Annotated in this window: 15 protein-coding genes and 1 pseudogene; 6 read left to right on the top strand and 10 right to left on the bottom strand. The window is 59.8% G+C overall.

Annotated features, from left to right (window positions below; translation table 11 throughout):
* Positions 1 to 213 precede the first annotated feature (213 nt).
* Positions 214 to 1,578 (top strand): DUF1800 domain-containing protein, encoded by a 1,365-nt coding sequence (locus tag ACHZCU_RS18865; protein WP_319520075.1) that lies wholly within the window; start codon positions 214 to 216, stop codon positions 1,576 to 1,578.
* A gap of 10 nt (positions 1,579 to 1,588) precedes the next feature.
* Positions 1,589 to 2,758, top strand: a complete 1,170-nt coding sequence (locus tag ACHZCU_RS18860) for a DUF1501 domain-containing protein (RefSeq protein ID WP_319520074.1) — start codon at positions 1,589 to 1,591, stop codon at positions 2,756 to 2,758.
* A gap of 60 nt (positions 2,759 to 2,818) precedes the next feature.
* Here ACHZCU_RS18860 and ACHZCU_RS18855 read toward each other — a convergent pair whose 3' ends face one another.
* Positions 2,819 to 3,682, bottom strand: a complete 864-nt coding sequence (locus ACHZCU_RS18855) for an RDD family protein (protein WP_319520073.1) — start codon at positions 3,680 to 3,682, stop codon at positions 2,819 to 2,821.
* 2 nt (positions 3,683 to 3,684) lie between these two features.
* On the bottom strand, positions 3,685 to 4,095 hold the full coding sequence (locus tag ACHZCU_RS18850; protein WP_106305461.1) for an acyl-CoA thioesterase: 411 nt from the start codon (positions 4,093 to 4,095) through the stop codon (positions 3,685 to 3,687).
* 154 nt (positions 4,096 to 4,249) lie between these two features.
* Here ACHZCU_RS18850 and ACHZCU_RS18845 point away from each other — a divergent pair, with 154 nt between their 5' ends.
* From ACHZCU_RS18845 to clpA, 3 genes are all read left to right on the top strand, one after another.
* Positions 4,250 to 5,296, top strand: a complete 1,047-nt coding sequence (locus ACHZCU_RS18845) for an extensin family protein (protein WP_319520072.1) — start codon at positions 4,250 to 4,252, stop codon at positions 5,294 to 5,296.
* A 433-nt stretch (positions 5,297 to 5,729) separates the two neighbouring features.
* Positions 5,730 to 6,083: an ATP-dependent Clp protease adapter ClpS gene (gene clpS / locus ACHZCU_RS18840; RefSeq protein WP_024707881.1), complete on the top strand. Its 354-nt coding sequence runs from the start codon at positions 5,730 to 5,732 to the stop codon at positions 6,081 to 6,083.
* A 10-nt stretch (positions 6,084 to 6,093) separates the two neighbouring features.
* Positions 6,094 to 8,493 (top strand): ATP-dependent Clp protease ATP-binding subunit ClpA, encoded by a 2,400-nt coding sequence (clpA, locus tag ACHZCU_RS18835; protein ID WP_319520071.1) that lies wholly within the window; start codon positions 6,094 to 6,096, stop codon positions 8,491 to 8,493.
* Positions 8,494 to 8,963: 470 nt separating this feature from the next.
* On the opposite strand, the gene ACHZCU_RS18830 is transcribed toward clpA, so the two are convergent.
* From ACHZCU_RS18830 to ACHZCU_RS18815, 4 genes and pseudogenes are all read right to left on the bottom strand, one after another.
* Positions 8,964 to 9,470 (bottom strand): acyloxyacyl hydrolase, encoded by a 507-nt coding sequence (locus tag ACHZCU_RS18830; protein ID WP_319520070.1) that lies wholly within the window; start codon positions 9,468 to 9,470, stop codon positions 8,964 to 8,966.
* 221 nt (positions 9,471 to 9,691) lie between these two features.
* Positions 9,692 to 10,366: a phosphoribosylformylglycinamidine synthase subunit PurQ gene (purQ, locus tag ACHZCU_RS18825; protein WP_319520069.1), complete on the bottom strand. Its 675-nt coding sequence runs from the start codon at positions 10,364 to 10,366 to the stop codon at positions 9,692 to 9,694.
* Between the two features lie 22 nt (positions 10,367 to 10,388).
* Entirely contained in the window at positions 10,389 to 10,637 is a 249-nt protein-coding gene (gene purS / locus ACHZCU_RS18820) for a phosphoribosylformylglycinamidine synthase subunit PurS (RefSeq protein ID WP_319520068.1), read from the bottom strand.
* Between the two features lie 159 nt (positions 10,638 to 10,796).
* A pseudogene (locus ACHZCU_RS18815) lies at positions 10,797 to 11,415 on the bottom strand (phosphoribosylaminoimidazolesuccinocarboxamide synthase); the annotation flags it as partial.
* Positions 11,416 to 11,708: 293 nt separating this feature from the next.
* Between ACHZCU_RS18815 and ACHZCU_RS18810 the strand changes: the two are divergent.
* On the top strand, positions 11,709 to 12,029 hold the full coding sequence (locus ACHZCU_RS18810; RefSeq protein WP_319520067.1) for a DUF1476 domain-containing protein: 321 nt from the start codon (positions 11,709 to 11,711) through the stop codon (positions 12,027 to 12,029).
* A 54-nt stretch (positions 12,030 to 12,083) separates the two neighbouring features.
* On the opposite strand, the gene glp is transcribed toward ACHZCU_RS18810, so the two are convergent.
* From glp to trpD, 4 genes are read right to left on the bottom strand one after another with little or no spacing between them, the layout of a single operon-like run.
* Positions 12,084 to 13,307, bottom strand: a complete 1,224-nt coding sequence (gene glp / locus ACHZCU_RS18805; RefSeq protein WP_319520066.1) for a gephyrin-like molybdotransferase Glp — start codon at positions 13,305 to 13,307, stop codon at positions 12,084 to 12,086.
* Positions 13,308 to 13,313: 6 nt separating this feature from the next.
* Positions 13,314 to 13,808, bottom strand: a complete 495-nt coding sequence (gene moaC / locus ACHZCU_RS18800) for a cyclic pyranopterin monophosphate synthase MoaC (protein ID WP_319520065.1) — start codon at positions 13,806 to 13,808, stop codon at positions 13,314 to 13,316.
* Positions 13,805 to 14,620 carry an indole-3-glycerol phosphate synthase TrpC gene (trpC, locus tag ACHZCU_RS18795; RefSeq protein ID WP_319520064.1) on the bottom strand — a complete coding sequence of 272 codons (816 nt, stop codon included), beginning with the start codon at positions 14,618 to 14,620 and terminating at the stop codon, positions 13,805 to 13,807. Before trpC ends, moaC begins: the two co-directional genes overlap by 4 nt.
* A 10-nt stretch (positions 14,621 to 14,630) precedes the next feature.
* Positions 14,631 to 15,653: an anthranilate phosphoribosyltransferase gene (gene trpD / locus ACHZCU_RS18790; protein ID WP_319520063.1), complete on the bottom strand. Its 1,023-nt coding sequence runs from the start codon at positions 15,651 to 15,653 to the stop codon at positions 14,631 to 14,633.
* Between the last annotated feature and the right edge of the window lie 6 nt (positions 15,654 to 15,659).

Raw genomic sequence — 15,659 nt, 5'->3', positions numbered from 1 at the left:
GGGCAGAAAGTGAACAAAAAAGGAACAGCCGTCCGGTCGATCCGCCATTCAGGCCACGAGCCCTCAAACGGACCTATTCTTGCGGTATTGTTTCCACATTTCTCATGTAAGTATTTTCTAATACGAACTGCAGGACGGGTTGGTGGAAAGTCTGTTTTCATGTGCCCGATGACCGCGTCCCGCATAGACCACCGCGCAATACAGTGAAACACGATGACATCCAGACAATCCGCTATCTCGGCGGTGCGTTTTGGCTATGGACTTCGTCCAGGCGAAGACGCGCCCGCTGGCCCGGAAGGGGTCTTGCAGCAACTGCGCTCGGCGAAAGACGAGGCGCTGCTGTTCCCGCCTGAGGGGACAGGGGAGCTCCGCCAGCGCGCAATCGCGACATTCATGAAGCGACGGGACATGCGCAAGGATCTCGAAGGCGACGATTTGCGCGCGGCGCTTAAAACCGTCCGTCAGGAGAACGAACGACGGTTCCGCAGCGACGCGATTGCGCGGATCGCCCAGTCCGTCGCTTCGCCGAACGGGTTTCAGGAACGGCTTGCCTTCTTCTGGACCGACCATTTCTCGGTCTCGTTTCGCAAGAACGAGGATATGCGCCAGTTTACGCCGCTCTTTGAGGTGGAGGCGATACGCTCCAATCTGGCGGCCGATTTCAGCACGCTTCTGAAAGCGGCAACCCTGCATCCCGCGATGATCTTCTATCTTGACCAGTGGCTTTCCGTCGGTCCGCACTCGGCCCGGGCCGGCAAGCGCGGTCTCAACGAAAATCATGGCCGCGAGCTTCTGGAGCTGCACACGCTCGGGGCCGGCTCCGGCTACACGCAGACCGATGTGCGGCAGGCTTCCCTGTTGATGACGGGGCTGACGATCGACCGTCCGGGCGCGGAGACGATCTTCGATGGCAAACGCGCCGAGCCGGGCACGTTTTCGGTCCTTGGCAAGGTTTACGGGCAGGACCGGAGCGATATCGCGGACATCAATAGGTTCCTCGACGATCTTTCCGTTCGGCCGGAAACAGCGCGGTATATCAGCCGAAAACTCGCGACCTATTTCTTCTCCGAGGATCCTTCGCCGGAACTGGTTTCCGCAATGGAGCAGACCTGGCGCCGCACAGGCGGCAATCTTTCGGCTGTCTATGAGACCATGCTGGCCGATCCCGCCGCCTTCACCATGCCGCCGCGAAACATCAAGCTGCCTTTCGACTACGTCGTCTCCTGCCTGCGCGCCCTGAATGTCGATGGCGAGACGATTGTCAGTGACGAAAAGCTCGGTGGAACCGTCAACTACCTGCTGAAGACGCTGGGGCAGCCGGTGTGGGACCCGCCAAGTCCGGAAGGCTTTGAAAGCAACCGCGCAAGCTGGGTCAACGGCAACCAGTTGGCGGGCCGCATTGTCGTATCGCGAAACCTGATCAACAAGTTCCGGAAAGACCAGGAGCCGGTCGATTTCGCCAATCGAGCGCTTGGGCCATTGCTGAGCGAAAACACCGGAACGCTGGTGAAACGGGCGCCCAACCGGACGGCTGCCATGACGCTTGTTCTGGCATCGCCGGAATTCAACCTTCGTTAGGAGTTGCATCATGTCGATTGTGTTCAATCCCACGCGGCGGTTCCTGCTTGGCGGGGCCTGCTCGCTTGCGGCGATGCCGCTGATGACCAGCTTTGCGCTGGCCGAAGGCAATGGCGATAACCGTTTCGTCGCCATCATCCTGCGCGGGGCGATGGACGGTCTCGATCTGGTTCAGCCCTATGGTGATCCGGCCTATGCGACGCTGCGACCGGAACTTGCGCTGACGCCGGATCGCGGGCTTCTCGATCTCGACGGTCGCTTCGGGCTGCATCCCGCCGCCGGCGATCTCTATCCGCTCTGGCAAAGCGGCGAGCTGAGCTTCGTTCATGCGGTTTCCACGCCCTATCGCAATGCCCGCAGCCATTTCGATGGGCAGGATATACTCGAGACCGGCGGAAGCGGCCGCGCCGGAAAGGACGGATGGCTTAACCGGGCCATCGGGCTTTCGGGGCAGGGGCGTTTGAGGGCCATCGACGTGGCATCGGATTCCGACCTCATCCTGCAGGGCGAAAACGATGCGGAAATGTGGTCACCAAAGGCCAATGTGCCGATTTCCGCCGACGACATCATGTTTTTCGAGTCGCTTTACGGGCAGGACGAAGACTTCGCCCGCGCCTTTCAGCAGGCGCGCAGCGCCGACATGAGCGCGGACGCGATTTTCGGCGGCGAAAAACTCGGCGCCTCCACGGAAGGGCTGGCGAAGCTTGCCGGTGGTTTCCTGAAAGAAAATTATCGCGTTGCCGCCTTCTCCATCAATGGCTGGGATACGCATGCCGGTCAGCCTGATCTCTTCAGGCGGTCCGCCGGTAGTCTTTCATCGGCGATCCTGACGCTGAAAAACGAAATGGGACCCGCGGCATGGCGCAAGACGGTGGTTCTTGCGATGACGGAATTCGGCCGTACCGCCCGGCAGAACGGCACAGGCGGAACCGACCACGGCACCGGCGGCTGCGCCGTCATCGCCGGAGGTGCTTTCCCCGGCGGCAGGGTCATGGGCAACTGGCCCGGCATCGGCGATGGTGATCTCTACGAAAACCGCGACCTGATGCCGACCGGCGATATCCGCGAAGTGGCGGCCGCCCTGCTTTACCGGCAGTTCGGACTGGGCGCTGCAGCCCTGACAAACAGTGTCTTCCCGGGGCTCGATTTCTCGCCGTCATCCGTGTTTGTGCGGGCCTGAAACGTAAACACGCTTTTCAGAAAACGGAAAACCGGATCGGAGCCATTCAACGCAATGGCCTCAGTTCCTGAGCACGACATAGGCGCGCACGAAGCCGTCATAGAGCATGCGGCCGCGCCACAGCGCAAACGGCCAGACCCACCAGACGAACAGCACCAGCAGGGTCGCCGCATTGAGCACCAGGATATCGACGATGGCGCGCTGATCGGTGCCTGCGGTTTCGAGCCACGCGACTGCTTCGGCAACGGAAGATGCTTTCGGGGTCCCCAGGGCAATGGCAAACTGGATCAGGTTATTGGCGATCAGCGGCCAGAATTTGAGGTATTCACGCAGGACTGTCTTGCCGGGAGGAAGCGGCGGTGGAACCTTGGCCAGTGCATCGGGCGTGACATGGAGCGACATGAGCCGCTTGCCGGGCGTCCAGCCGAGAAAGATCGTAGCCAGTGCCAGAGCCAGTGGAAAGGCGATGAGCTGGAGCGAGGATACGCTTCTCTCGATAAACGGCGAGGGGAAGACAGGATCGTCATTTTCGTCGAGCTGGATTGAAACGGAACGGGTGAAGGTTGCGCCGTCTTCTTCGCCTTCACGACTTTCAGACACCACCGCCAGACGCTTTTGCGGCAGGAAAAAGCTGTCGATGGTGCACAGGCGGGCGCTAACTGTAGTATCGTTGGCATCGGATTTCGGCCAGTCCCGTTCGATCGCCGCGAAGACCGGCATGGCATCGCGATCTGCCGGCGTGCAGGTCCGCGTATAGAAAAACGAACTGGCAACACCGTCCTTGAGTTGTGGGACCACCATTGTCAGAGCGCCGACCACAAAGGTGGCGAGAATGCCGTAGGCCAGAAAATCGATGATGAGTGCGGCAAGCCGGCGCAGGAACAGGCGCGGTGGACGCTGGGGAACGGCAGTCTGGTCGCTCATGATCAACCAGCCGCTTCGCTGGCGGTGGATGAACGCGTCGCGGGGACGGGCGATGGTTTTCCGTTTTCATCCATGGCCACCATGATGAACTCCGCCTCGGTGACCTTTTCGCGTCGCGGCCGGTCGTGGCGGTGAACCCAGGCCTGGACATCGATCGTCATCGAGGTGCGGCCAATGCGGGAAAACGCGGTATAAACACACAGCGTATCGCCGATCTTCACCGGCTTTTCGAATGTCATCGAATGAACGGCAGCGGTTACCGTGCGCATTCCCGCATGTTCGGAAGCTGCGACGAAGGCGGCCAGGTCCATCTGCGACATCACCCATCCGCCGAAAATGTCGCCGGCCGGATTGGCATTGGCAGGCATGGCCACCGTTCTGAGGGTCAATTCTCCGCTGGGTATCTCGCTCATCGATTCTTTCCTTCTGCGACAGAGTTTCAGATTATCCCGGCTTCTAAACGGCGCAAGGGCATGATTTCCAGATCGTGCCCGAGGCAAAGCATTTGTTTACATATGTCTGTTTTACTCGCCGCCAGGTTTCAACCTTGGCGCGATGGACGGTATGGTGTCATTTTCTTATCTGCGGCACGCGGTTTCCTGTACGGCAATTTCCCTGGCACTGGCCGGCTGCTCGATCGGTGGCCTGATGACCTCGTTTTCGGTCGATACCAGCGACAAGAATTCGCAGGTCGTCACCCGCAGCGAAGTGGCCAGAACACAACCGGCTGCAGATTCATCAAAGACACCGCAGCCGGATGCGTCCCGGCTTGCCGCAGACGAACCGCCGCCGCCGACCATCGAGCAGCTGATTGCCGAAACGGAAACGTCTGCAGGCGTGCCGATTGACAGCTATCTAGGCTTTAGCAGCGCGGAAGACAGCAAGGACGTCACCGCCATTGCGGCGCAGGAAGCCCGGACCGCCGAACGGCAAGTGGCCGATACGCCGGATCCGGGCATCGACCCGATCAAGACGGCTTCCTTGCTGCCCCATGTTCAGCCCGGTGCAACGGGGCAGGGGGGCATGTCTGCGCCGAAGCAGAACCGGATACCCGGCCTGATGCCGCTTGCAGAGCGGCAGTGCCGCAGCGAACTGAACCGGATGGGCGTGACCTTCACTGAGGTCGAGGCGATTGCCAATGGCAGCCAGTGCGGGATCGAGTATCCGGTCAAATTGCGGAGACTGCCTGGTGATATCGCTGTTTCGCCGAATGTCACTGTAAACTGCGATACCGCGCTCGCCTTCGCCCAATGGGTTCAGAACGATGTGGCGCCTGCCGCACGCGTGCGCTATCTGACAGGCCTCAAGTCGATCCAGACCATGGGCGGATATTCCTGCCGGCGTGTGAACAACGGCACCAATTCGCGGACCATGTCCGAGCATTCGAAGGGCAATGCCATCGATGTCGGCGGCTTTACGCTCAATACCGGCAAGAAAATCGATATTTCCCGCAAGGGCCTGTTTGCTTTCCGGGAGAAGGGGCTTTTGAAATCCGTTCGCGCCAGCGGATGTGATTATTTCAATACGGTGCTTGGCCCCGGCTATCCCAAGCACGGTGATCATTTTCACTTTGATTTGAAGCAGCGCTCATCCGGCAAGAGTTACTGCAACTGAGTGTCTCCCCATAAATCTCGGGCAGAGAATAAAGCGGTAGCGGCTTTTCCGTCGCTGCCGTTTTGTGTCTGTCGTGCCCGCAGGGTGCCAATGCCATTGGCAACACGAAACGATACGTGTGGCCACGCGAAACGTTTCGTGTTGCCATCGCAGCATTGGGGCGCGGGTTGAGACGAGATTTTTGTTCGTAAATGTTCGCTTTGGAATTGGTGTCGGGGAGCCGGTGCAGCGGCCTCTGGATGAGCGGGATGGACGGTGCGGTGCGGTTCCGCCGAAAGCGCGATATTTTTCTTAATGACAAGCCCGGAAGAACGGCATTAAGATCGGATCAGTCTCAGGGAGCTTGAAACGGACTCGGTACATACAGATATGAGCGTCAACGATAGCCTGGTGTACGCGGCTGAAATCTGAAGGACAGACGGAGTTAGAAAGAATGATCGCGATGTCGATCCGGATGCAGAACGACCCTTCCAAGAACGGGGGCAATCCGAACCGCGGAACGGCGGTGATCGCGCGCACCAAGCCCAAGACGAAGAAACCCAGCCTATACCGGGTTCTCCTGTTGAATGATGACTACACACCAATGGAGTTTGTAATCCATATTCTGGAGCGTTTCTTCCAGAAGGATCGCGAGGCGGCGACCCGCATCATGCTCAACGTCCACAATAACGGCGTCGGCGAGTGCGGGGTTTTCACCTATGAGGTGGCTGAGACCAAGGTCAGCCAGGTCATGGATTTTGCGCGTCAGCACCAACACCCATTGCAATGTGTCATGGAAAAGAAGTGAGGATCTGATCGTGCCAACATTCTCTCCCAGTCTTGAAAAGGCGCTGCATCAGGCTCTGACCTATGCAAATGACCGGCACCACGAATATGCAACGCTGGAGCATCTGCTCCTGGCGCTGATCGATGATGGTGATGCTGCCGCTGTCATGGGTGCCTGCAGCGTCGACCTTGATGCCCTGCGCAAGACCGTAACCGAATATGTCGATACCGAACTGGCCAATCTGGTCACCGGCTATGACGAGGATTCCAAGCCGACATCCGGCTTTCAGCGCGTGATCCAGCGTGCGGTGATCCATGTCCAGTCTTCCGGTCGTGAAGAAGTGACGGGCGCCAATGTGCTTGTCGCCATCTTTGCCGAGCGCGAAAGCCATGCGGCCTATTTCCTGCAGCAGCAGGAGATGACCCGCTACGATGCCGTCAACTATATCTCGCACGGCATCGGCAAGCGGCCCGGAAGTTCGGAAATGCGTCCGCCGCGCGGTGCAAATGCCGAAAACGAGGATTCCGAAAGCGGAGCACAGCAGACCGAAGACGGCGGGCGCAAGCAGCCCGACGCCCTGAAGGCCTACTGCGTCAACCTCAATGAAAAGGCGCTGAGCGGCAAGATCGACCCGCTGATCGGTCGCGATTCCGAGGTCAACCGGACCATTCAGGTTCTGTGCCGCCGTTCCAAGAACAACCCGCTTTACGTGGGCGATCCCGGCGTCGGCAAGACGGCGATTGCCGAAGGCCTCGCCAAGCGGATCGTCGACGGCAAGGTGCCCGAAGCACTGGTCGATGCGACGATCTTCTCGCTCGACATGGGCACGCTGCTGGCCGGCACCCGCTACCGCGGCGATTTCGAGGAACGCCTGAAACAGGTGGTCAAGGAGCTCGAGGAATATGAGGGCGCTGTGCTCTTCATCGACGAGATCCATACCGTGATCGGCGCGGGCGCCACCTCCGGTGGTGCCATGGATGCCTCGAACCTGCTGAAACCGGCGCTGTCTTCGGGCGCGATCCGCTGCATCGGGTCGACCACCTACAAGGAATACCGCCAGTTCTTCGAAAAGGACCGGGCCCTGGTGCGCCGGTTCCAGAAGATCGATGTCAACGAGCCCTCCGTGGACGATGCCATCGAGATCATGAAGGGGCTGAAACCCTATTTCGAGGAATATCACAACCTGCGCTACACCAACGACGCCATCAAGGCGGCGGTGGAGCTGTCGGCGCGCTATATCTCCGACCGCAAGCTGCCGGACAAGGCGATCGATGTGATCGACGAAAGCGGTGCAGCGCAAATGCTGGTTCCGGCGTCGCGCCGCCGCAAGATGATCACCGAAAAGGAGATCGAGGCGACGGTTGCCACCATGGCCCGTATTCCGCCGAAATCGGTTTCCAAGGATGACGAGCAGGTGCTTGCCAATCTCGAGCAGGAACTGCGCTCGGTGGTCTACGGTCAGGACAAGGCGATCGATGCCCTTGCGACGGCGATCAAGCTGGCCCGTGCGGGGCTGCGCGAGCCCAACAAGCCGATCGGCTCCTACATCTTCTCCGGCCCCACGGGCGTCGGCAAGACCGAGGTGTCGAAGCAGCTTGCCTCCTCGCTCGGCGTCGAACTGCTGCGCTTCGACATGTCGGAATATATGGAGCGTCACACGGTCTCCCGGCTTCTGGGCGCACCGCCCGGCTATGTCGGTTTCGATCAGGGCGGCCTTCTGACCGATGGCGTCGATCAGCATCCCCATTGCGTGGTGCTGCTGGACGAAATCGAAAAGGCGCATCCGGATATCTACAACATTCTGTTGCAGGTGATGGACCATGGCTCGCTGACCGATCACAACGGCAAGAAGATCGATTTCCGCAACGTCATCCTGATCATGACGACCAATGCGGGCGCTGCCGAAATGTCGAAATCGGCAATCGGCTTCGGGTCTTCGCGGCGTACCGGTGATGATGAAGAGGCGCTCAACCGCATCTTCACGCCGGAATTCCGCAACCGTCTCGATGCGATCATCCAGTTTGCACCTCTGCCGACCGAGGTCATCCATCAGGTTGTCCAGAAATTCGTCATGCAGCTCGAAAGCCAGCTTTCGGAACGCAATGTCACGTTCGATCTGGAGGAGAAGGCGGTCGAGTGGCTGGCCGAGCGTGGCTATGACGAGAAGATGGGCGCCCGTCCGCTCTCGCGCGTCATCCAGGAGCACATCAAGAAGCCGCTGGCGAACGAAATCCTGTTCGGCAAACTCAAGAAGGGCGGCGTCGTGCGTGTCGATGTGAAGACCGACAAGGATGGCAAGGAAGAGCTGCTTCTGGATGCAATCCCGGATTCGACACCGGTCAAACCGTCGGAGCTGAAAAAGGATGCACCGAAGGACAAGCCCGCCAAGAAGGGTGGCTCCAAATCCAAAAAATCCTCCGCCGATACCTGATCGGCGGGCCATTCAGACCAGAACGCAAAAACGCCGGGCTTTGCCCGGCGTTCAGACTGTTGACAAAGCTCGCCCCGCTCTCCTTCGTCACCCTCGGGCTTGACCCGAGGGTCTAAGCACGCATGAACGCGACAAGCGTATCGGAAAAAATCAATTTAAAGCAATCTATTACGGAACATCAACGCCGCTTGCGCTGAGCGGTGGTTAGATCCTCGGGTCAAGCCCGAGGATGACGTCCGTAAAAAGGATAGGTTTGTTAGTAAACTGAAGGCCGGGCGTTGCCCGGTGCTTTTTTTGTGATGATCACCCTTTTCCGGACGCCTAGGTTTGGCCGTCGGCACCAATGCTAGGGTGACGAGCTTGTAGACCGCACCGGAAGTGACAGTCGTTGAAGAAACAGCCGAACATACAGCTTCAGCCTGACGCAAAAAATTGCATCAGTCGGGAGACGGGTGAAACGCGCAGGCCGATCAGAAGCTCTTGCCGATGCCGAGGCCGCCATAGGTCAGGCCGCTGTTGGGGCTGGCAAGATTGGCGTTGGACGAGTGCCGCACAGTGGCCGTGACGTTCCAGTTGTTTTCGAGATTGACGCCGAAGGCGATGTATTCGTGGAACAGGAGGTGGGAGCCGACGCCGGGGCCGCGGCCGCCGAATTCATCCTTGCTCGCATTCGTCAGCGCGCCGCCGAAGCCGATGTCGACAAAGGTCGGGCCGGCGACCGGGAATTTCCAGCTGGCGCCTGCCATCAGCTGCGACGATTCGTCCGCCGTTGAAATGCTCGCGCTCAGGAAGAAGCGGGGATGGAGGAACTTGTCGAAGCCCTCACGGCCCTTGCTGTGCAGCGGGTCGAAGAACAGGCTGGGAATCAGAAAAACGCCCTTTTCGAAATCGGAACTGGCGCCAAGCGACGCCGCAACTTCGAAACGGGCCTCATCGAAAATGCTGTCTTTGACAACCGGAGCGGGTGCCAGGGTCATATCGGCATCGGCCGAAAAAGCGCTACCGGTACCGACAGCCAGAAATGCCAATACGGCTGTATGTTTTAGAGACAATTTCACAGTCATGCGTCTTCCCAATGGTAAACGACCCCCGGACGGTCCATCGAGACGCACCGGATCATGTCTGCATTTCTGCCGATTCCGCGGTCAAGGTCAAGCGAAAGCTCATTAAGGAAGGCGGCACAAACCTCGAAAAATGCCTAGGCTGTGGCAAGGATGCCGAGCGCGGATTCGAACAACCGTCGGCCATCCGTGCCGCCATGGGCCGGTTCGATCAGGTTTTCGGGGTGCGGCATCATGCCCAGAACATTGCCCTGCGTGCTGACCACACCGGCAATATCGTTGATCGACCCGTTGGGGTTGGTGCCTTCGGCATAGCGGAACACCACCTGGCCGTTGTCTTCCAGCCTGGCAAGTTCGTCGGCTTCGGCGAAATAATTGCCGTCGTGATGGGCCACCGGGCAACGGATCACTTCATTTTCCGCATAGGCGGAGGTGAAGGCCGTACGGTTGTTGGCAACCTGAAGGCGAACTTCGCGGCAGACGAATTTGAGCGAGGCATTGCGCATCAGCGCGCCCGGCAACAGGCCTGCCTCGAGCAGGATCTGGAAGCCATTGCACACACCGATGACCCGCACGCCCGCACGGGCCTTTTCGGCAACGGCCTGCATGACCGGCATGCGCGCCGCAATAGCGCCGCAACGCAGATAATCGCCATAGGAAAAGCCGCCCGGGATGACGATCAGGTCGACATCGGGCAGCTCCGTCTCGGTCTGCCAGACGGTGATCGGGGCATGACCGGAAATCGTGCCGATGGCGGCGAACATGTCGCGGTCGCGGTTGAGGCCGGGAAGCTGGATCAGTGCGGTTTTCATGAAATGCGCTCTCTTCCTGCCCTCAGGCCTGGCTCAGTTCGATCGCGTAGTTTTCGATCACCATGTTGGCCAGAAGCTTTTCGCACATGGCCGCGACATCGGCCTCTGCCTTGGCGCGGTCGTCGGTATCGATCGCAAGATCGAAAACCTTGCCCTGGCGTGCGGCGGAAACCCCGTCAAAGCCCAGACCGTGCAGGGCGCCTTCAATGGCCTTTCCCTGCGGATCGAGAACGCCGTTTTTCAAGGTAACGATGACACGTGCATTGATCACTGGTTCAATCCCCAATCTGCTATTTGACAAGTACCGGGCCGGCAGCGCGTGCCGGTTCGTTCTCATTCATGATGCCCAGCCGGCGCGCAATCTCCGAATGGGCGCTGATGACGGTTCCGCTGGCGTCTGTCTCGCGGTCCAGACGCTGGTGGGTGCGAAGGTCAAGAACGCGACAGGAATCCGGCGAAATCTCCCCGGCCAGAATGATGCGCATCATATCGCCTTCAAAAAAGCGGCCGCACTCAATCCGAAAATCGACAAGCTGCATGCCTGCTCCGACAAAAAGACCGGAGAGGAAATCATTGATACGGATGGCCAGCGTGGTCATGTCGTCCAGTTCGGGCGGCGATGCCCAGCCGAAGGCGGTAATATGCTCCTCGGTTACCAGCGGATTGTCCAGCTCGTCGGATTTCAGCGAGAATTCGACGATCGAACGGGGAAGGGGGACGCCTTCCTCGATGCCGAGCCTGCGCGACAATGAACCGGCGGCAATATTGCGCACAGTCACGGCAAGCGGGATCATTTCCACCTCGCGCACGAGCTGTTCGCGCATGTTGAGGCGGCGGATGAAATGCGTGGGAATGCCGATCGCGTTCAGGTGGCTGAAGACATATTCGGAAATGCGGTTGTTGAGGACGCCCTTGCCATCAATGACTTCACCGGCAATGCCGGGTTCTGTCCCGGCATCGTCCTTGAAGAACTGGATCAGCGTTCCGGGCTCGGGGCCTTCATAGAGGATTTTGCCCTTGCCTTCGTAAACCCGGCGGCGACGATTCATTTTCAGCTCGCGAAGTTGGCGCGTCCGGTTTGTCGGGCGCGCGATATTTTTATCTCTTCCGCTGGAATAGCGAAGTCGTGCGGCTTTCTCAATCAAAACCGGGCGTTTTTCAAGGCAATTGCGTTTTTACGTTGCGTTTGAATAAACAATCCCCGATTCCTCTCTGTTTTTAAACGATATTATTCAAAATATTTAATCCTGCTTCTTTTCAAATGTCATTTTTGCCGCCATCTTTAAAACGGAGACATTCGGCTGCCGGGCCTCACAGCCGGGCAAAGATGATGGAGGTGGATATGGCAGGTTCGGTTTTCAACGATCGTGAGCGTGCCTTCGAGGCCGCCTTTGTACAGCAGGAGGCCGCGCGTTTCCGTGTGATCGCGCGGCGAAACCGCATGCTGGCCGCCTGGGCCGCCGGGCTTCTGGGGCGCGAGGATCTGGAAGTCTATGCCAGTGAGGTCATCGCCGCCGATTTCACCCATGCCGGTCATGGCGATGTGCTGAAAAAACTGATGCGCGACTTTGCCGAAGCCGGTGTCGATATCGACGAAGAGACCGTGCAGATGAAAATGCACGCATTTCTGCAGGCGGCTGGCCAGCAGAGCGAGCACGGCTAGATCGCTTTCAACACAAGTGGGTACAATTCTGTCGGCCTGCACCTGGCGAGGGGATTAGTCTGCGTCGTGGATAAGCATCATCACGCACAGCGGATTTCCGGCCTTGATTGCTTCGTCACCCGGAGGGCGAACAATCAGGCAGTCGGCATCGGCAAGCGTTGCGATCAATGACGAATCCTGGCTTTCGCAGGGCTCCACCAGCCCGTTGGCACGGTCGGTAAAACGGCCGCGCATATAGTGGCGGCGGGGGCCGTTCGGCCCGATCGGGCCGGCGGCAACGGCCTGACGCAGACGGTTGCGCGGCGTCAAATTCGCAAGCTTTCGGATTAGCGGTTCGGCAAAGACCAGTGTGCAGACAAAAGCGGATACCGGATTGCCCGGCAGGCCCAGCACCTTCATGTCACCGAGATTGCCAACCATCAGCGGTTTTCCCGGCCGCATCGCGATCTTCCAGAAATCGAGCGACATGCCGATGGACTGCAATGTCGGCCCGACCAGATCGCGGTCGCCGACGGAGGCGCCACCTATGGTCATCAGCACATCCGCTTTCCAGTCACGCGCGCGGTCGACGGCTGCCCGTAGATCTGCCGCATCGTCGCGGGCAATGCCGAGGTCAAGCGTTTGTGCGCCGTTCGTGCGAGCAAGCGAATGCAGCGCAACCCCGGACGATGCCGAGATCTGGCCCGGGCCCGGCTTTTGTCCCGGCGGCACAAGTTCATCGCCTGTTGCAAGCACGGCAATCCTTGGCTGTCGGTAGACCGGAAGCGCGCCGTGGCCGGCGGCAGCGGCCAGCGACAGGCTGCGCGCATCAAGCAACCGGCCGCTTGCCAGAAGCGACTGGCCGTCGCGAAAATCCTGTCCGGCGGGACGGATATGCGCACCCTTCGCCGCAGCTTCGGTTATCAGGATGCTGTGCTCGCCCCGTTTTTCAGTATTTTCCTGTATCACCACGCAGTCGGCGCCGGGTGGCACGGGCGCGCCGGTGAAAATGCGTATCGCCGTTCCGGGGGTAACGTCCTGCTCCGGCGTTTGCCCGGCGGCAACCGTGCCGATGACGGAGAGCGTGGCGCTGGCCGTTTCCACATCTTCGGCGCGCACGGCATAGCCATCCATTGCGGATGCGCTGAAGGGCGGCTGGGTTATACGGGCGAGAATGTCTTCGGCCAGAATGCGGCCATCGGCATCAGGCAGGGCCAGCATTTCGGTTCCGGAGACCGGATGGGCATTCGCGAGCAGGATTGCAAGCGCGTCTTCGACCGGCAGAAGGGTGTTTGCCATGGCGGTCTACTCCGCTGATCGCCTGAAATCGCCGCTCACGCCGCCGGATTTTTCCACGAGACGGATTGCGCCGATTTCCATTTCACGGTCGGCGGCCTTCGCCATGTCGTAGATCGTCAGGCAGGCGACAGAAACGGCCGTGAGTGCTTCCATTTCCACACCGGTTTTTCCGGTCAGACGCGTGGTTGCCGTAACGCGCAGTCCGGGCAGGGTGGCGTCAGGGGTGATCTCGACTGCGATTTTGGTGAGCATCAGGGGATGGCAGAGCGGGATGAGGCTGGCTGTCTGCTTGGCGCCCATGATGCCGGCAAGCCGGGCGGTGGCGACCACGTCGCCCTTCTTCGCATTGCCGCTTTCGATCAGCGCCAGCGTTTCGGATTTCATGCGGACGTAGCCCTCCGCTGTCGCGGTGCGCAGCGTCTCGTCCTTGCCGCCAACATCGACCATATGGGCCGCACCATCGGCTGCAATATGGGTGAGCTTTGCCGGCCGGTCGCTCATTGTGCCGGTTCTTCCGCGCTTGCCCCGGTCAAAAGCGCGCGGGTGGCGCCGGCAATATCGTCCTTGCGCATCAGGCTTTCGCCAACGAGGAAGGTCGAAATGCCGCTTTTTTGCAGCCGCAGGCAGTCGTCATGAACGAAAATGCCGCTTTCACCGACAATCAGCCGGTCATCCGGCACCATGCTTGCGAGACGTTCGCTGGTTTCAAGTGAAACGTCGAAAGTTCTGAGATTGCGGTTATTGATGCCGAGCATCTTCGATGACAGTTTCAGCGCGCGTTCGCATTCCTCTTCATTGTGCACTTCCAGCAGTGCGTCCATGCCGAGTTCGAAAGCGGTGTCTTCCAGAAGGCGAGCCTCGTCATCGGAAAGGCTTGCCATGATGATCAGGATGCAGTCGGCGCCCCAGGCGCGTGCTTCGTGGATCTGATAGGGCTCGAACATGAAATCCTTGCGCAGGGCGGGCAGTGCGCAGGCATTGCGTGCGGCGGCAAGATAGTCCGGTGCGCCCTGAAAGCTCGGCGTATCGGTCAGCACCGAAAGGCAGGCCGCACCACCCTCCTCATAGGCCCTGGCAAAGGCCGGCGGATCGAAATCTGGACGTATCAGTCCTTTGGAAGGGCTGGCCTTCTTGATCTCCGCGATCAGGCCGAACCGGCCTTCATCTTGTTTGCGGCGCAGTGCCGCGAGAAAGCCGCGCGGCTTTTCCTGATCGCGCGCCCGGGCCTTCAGCTCTTCGAGCGACACGCTCGACTTCGCCGCGGCGATTTCCTGGCGCTTGTAGGTTTCGATCTTTTTCAGGATGTCGGTCATGGCCGGTTTCTCAGCTTCCGCTTTTCTGATTGGAAACGGCAACGAGCCTTTCGAGCGCCAGCGCTGCGTTGCCGCTGTCAAGCGATTGTGCAGCGATTGTCATCGCGTCGGCAAGTGTTTCCCCCTTGCCGGCGATCATCAAGGCGGCGGCGGCGTTGCAGAGCGATACGTCGCGATAGGCATTGCGCGCGCCCGAAAGCACCTGACGCAGGGCTGCAGCATTGACCTTGCCGTCACCGCCGCGCAGGGCCTCGAGTTCGACCTGATCGACACCGAAATCCTTCGGGGACAGCGTGAATTCGCGGATCTTGCCGTCAGCCAGTTCGACCACCTGGGTTTCGCCGGTCGTGGTGATCTCGTCTAGCCCCTGACCGTGAACGACCCATACCGACTGCGAACCGAGATCGCGCAGAACCTCTGCCAGCGGCACCAGCCATTGCGGCGAAAACACACCGAGCAACTGGCTTTTGACGCCCGCCGGATTTGAAAGCGGTCCGAGAATATTGAAGATCGTCCTGGTGCCGAGTTCGACCCGCGACGGGCCGACATGGCGCATGGCCGCATGATGTTTCTGGGCGAACATGAAACCGATGCCGGCTTCCTGCAGGCAGGCCTCGATCACTTCCGGTCCGGTATCGAGTTCGACGCCGAGTTCCGACAGGCTGTCGGCCGTGCCCGACCGTGAGCTGAGCGCACGGTTGCCGTGTTTTGCAACCGTGACGCCGGCGCCGGCCGTAACGATCGCCGCAAGGGTCGAGATATTGTATGTGCCGGTGCCATCGCCGCCGGTTCCCACGATATCGATCGCGCCGGCAGGGGCGGAAACCGTCAGCATCTTGGCGCGCATCGTCTCGACTGCGCCGACGATCTCATCAACCGTCTCCCCCTTGACCCTCAGCGCCATCAGGAAGCCGCCGATCTGCGCGGGCGTTGCCTCGCCCGACATCAGGATTTCGAAGGCCTGCCGCGATTCCGCTGCTGTCAGCGACTGGCGGTCGGCGACCCGGGCGATGAACGGTTTGAGTTCGGACATGGTTTC

This window comes from uncultured Martelella sp., assembly GCF_963677965.2.
GTDB lineage: Bacteria > Pseudomonadota > Alphaproteobacteria > Rhizobiales > Rhizobiaceae > Martelella > Martelella mangrovi.
This window is presented reverse-complemented; position numbering and strand designations above follow the sequence as displayed.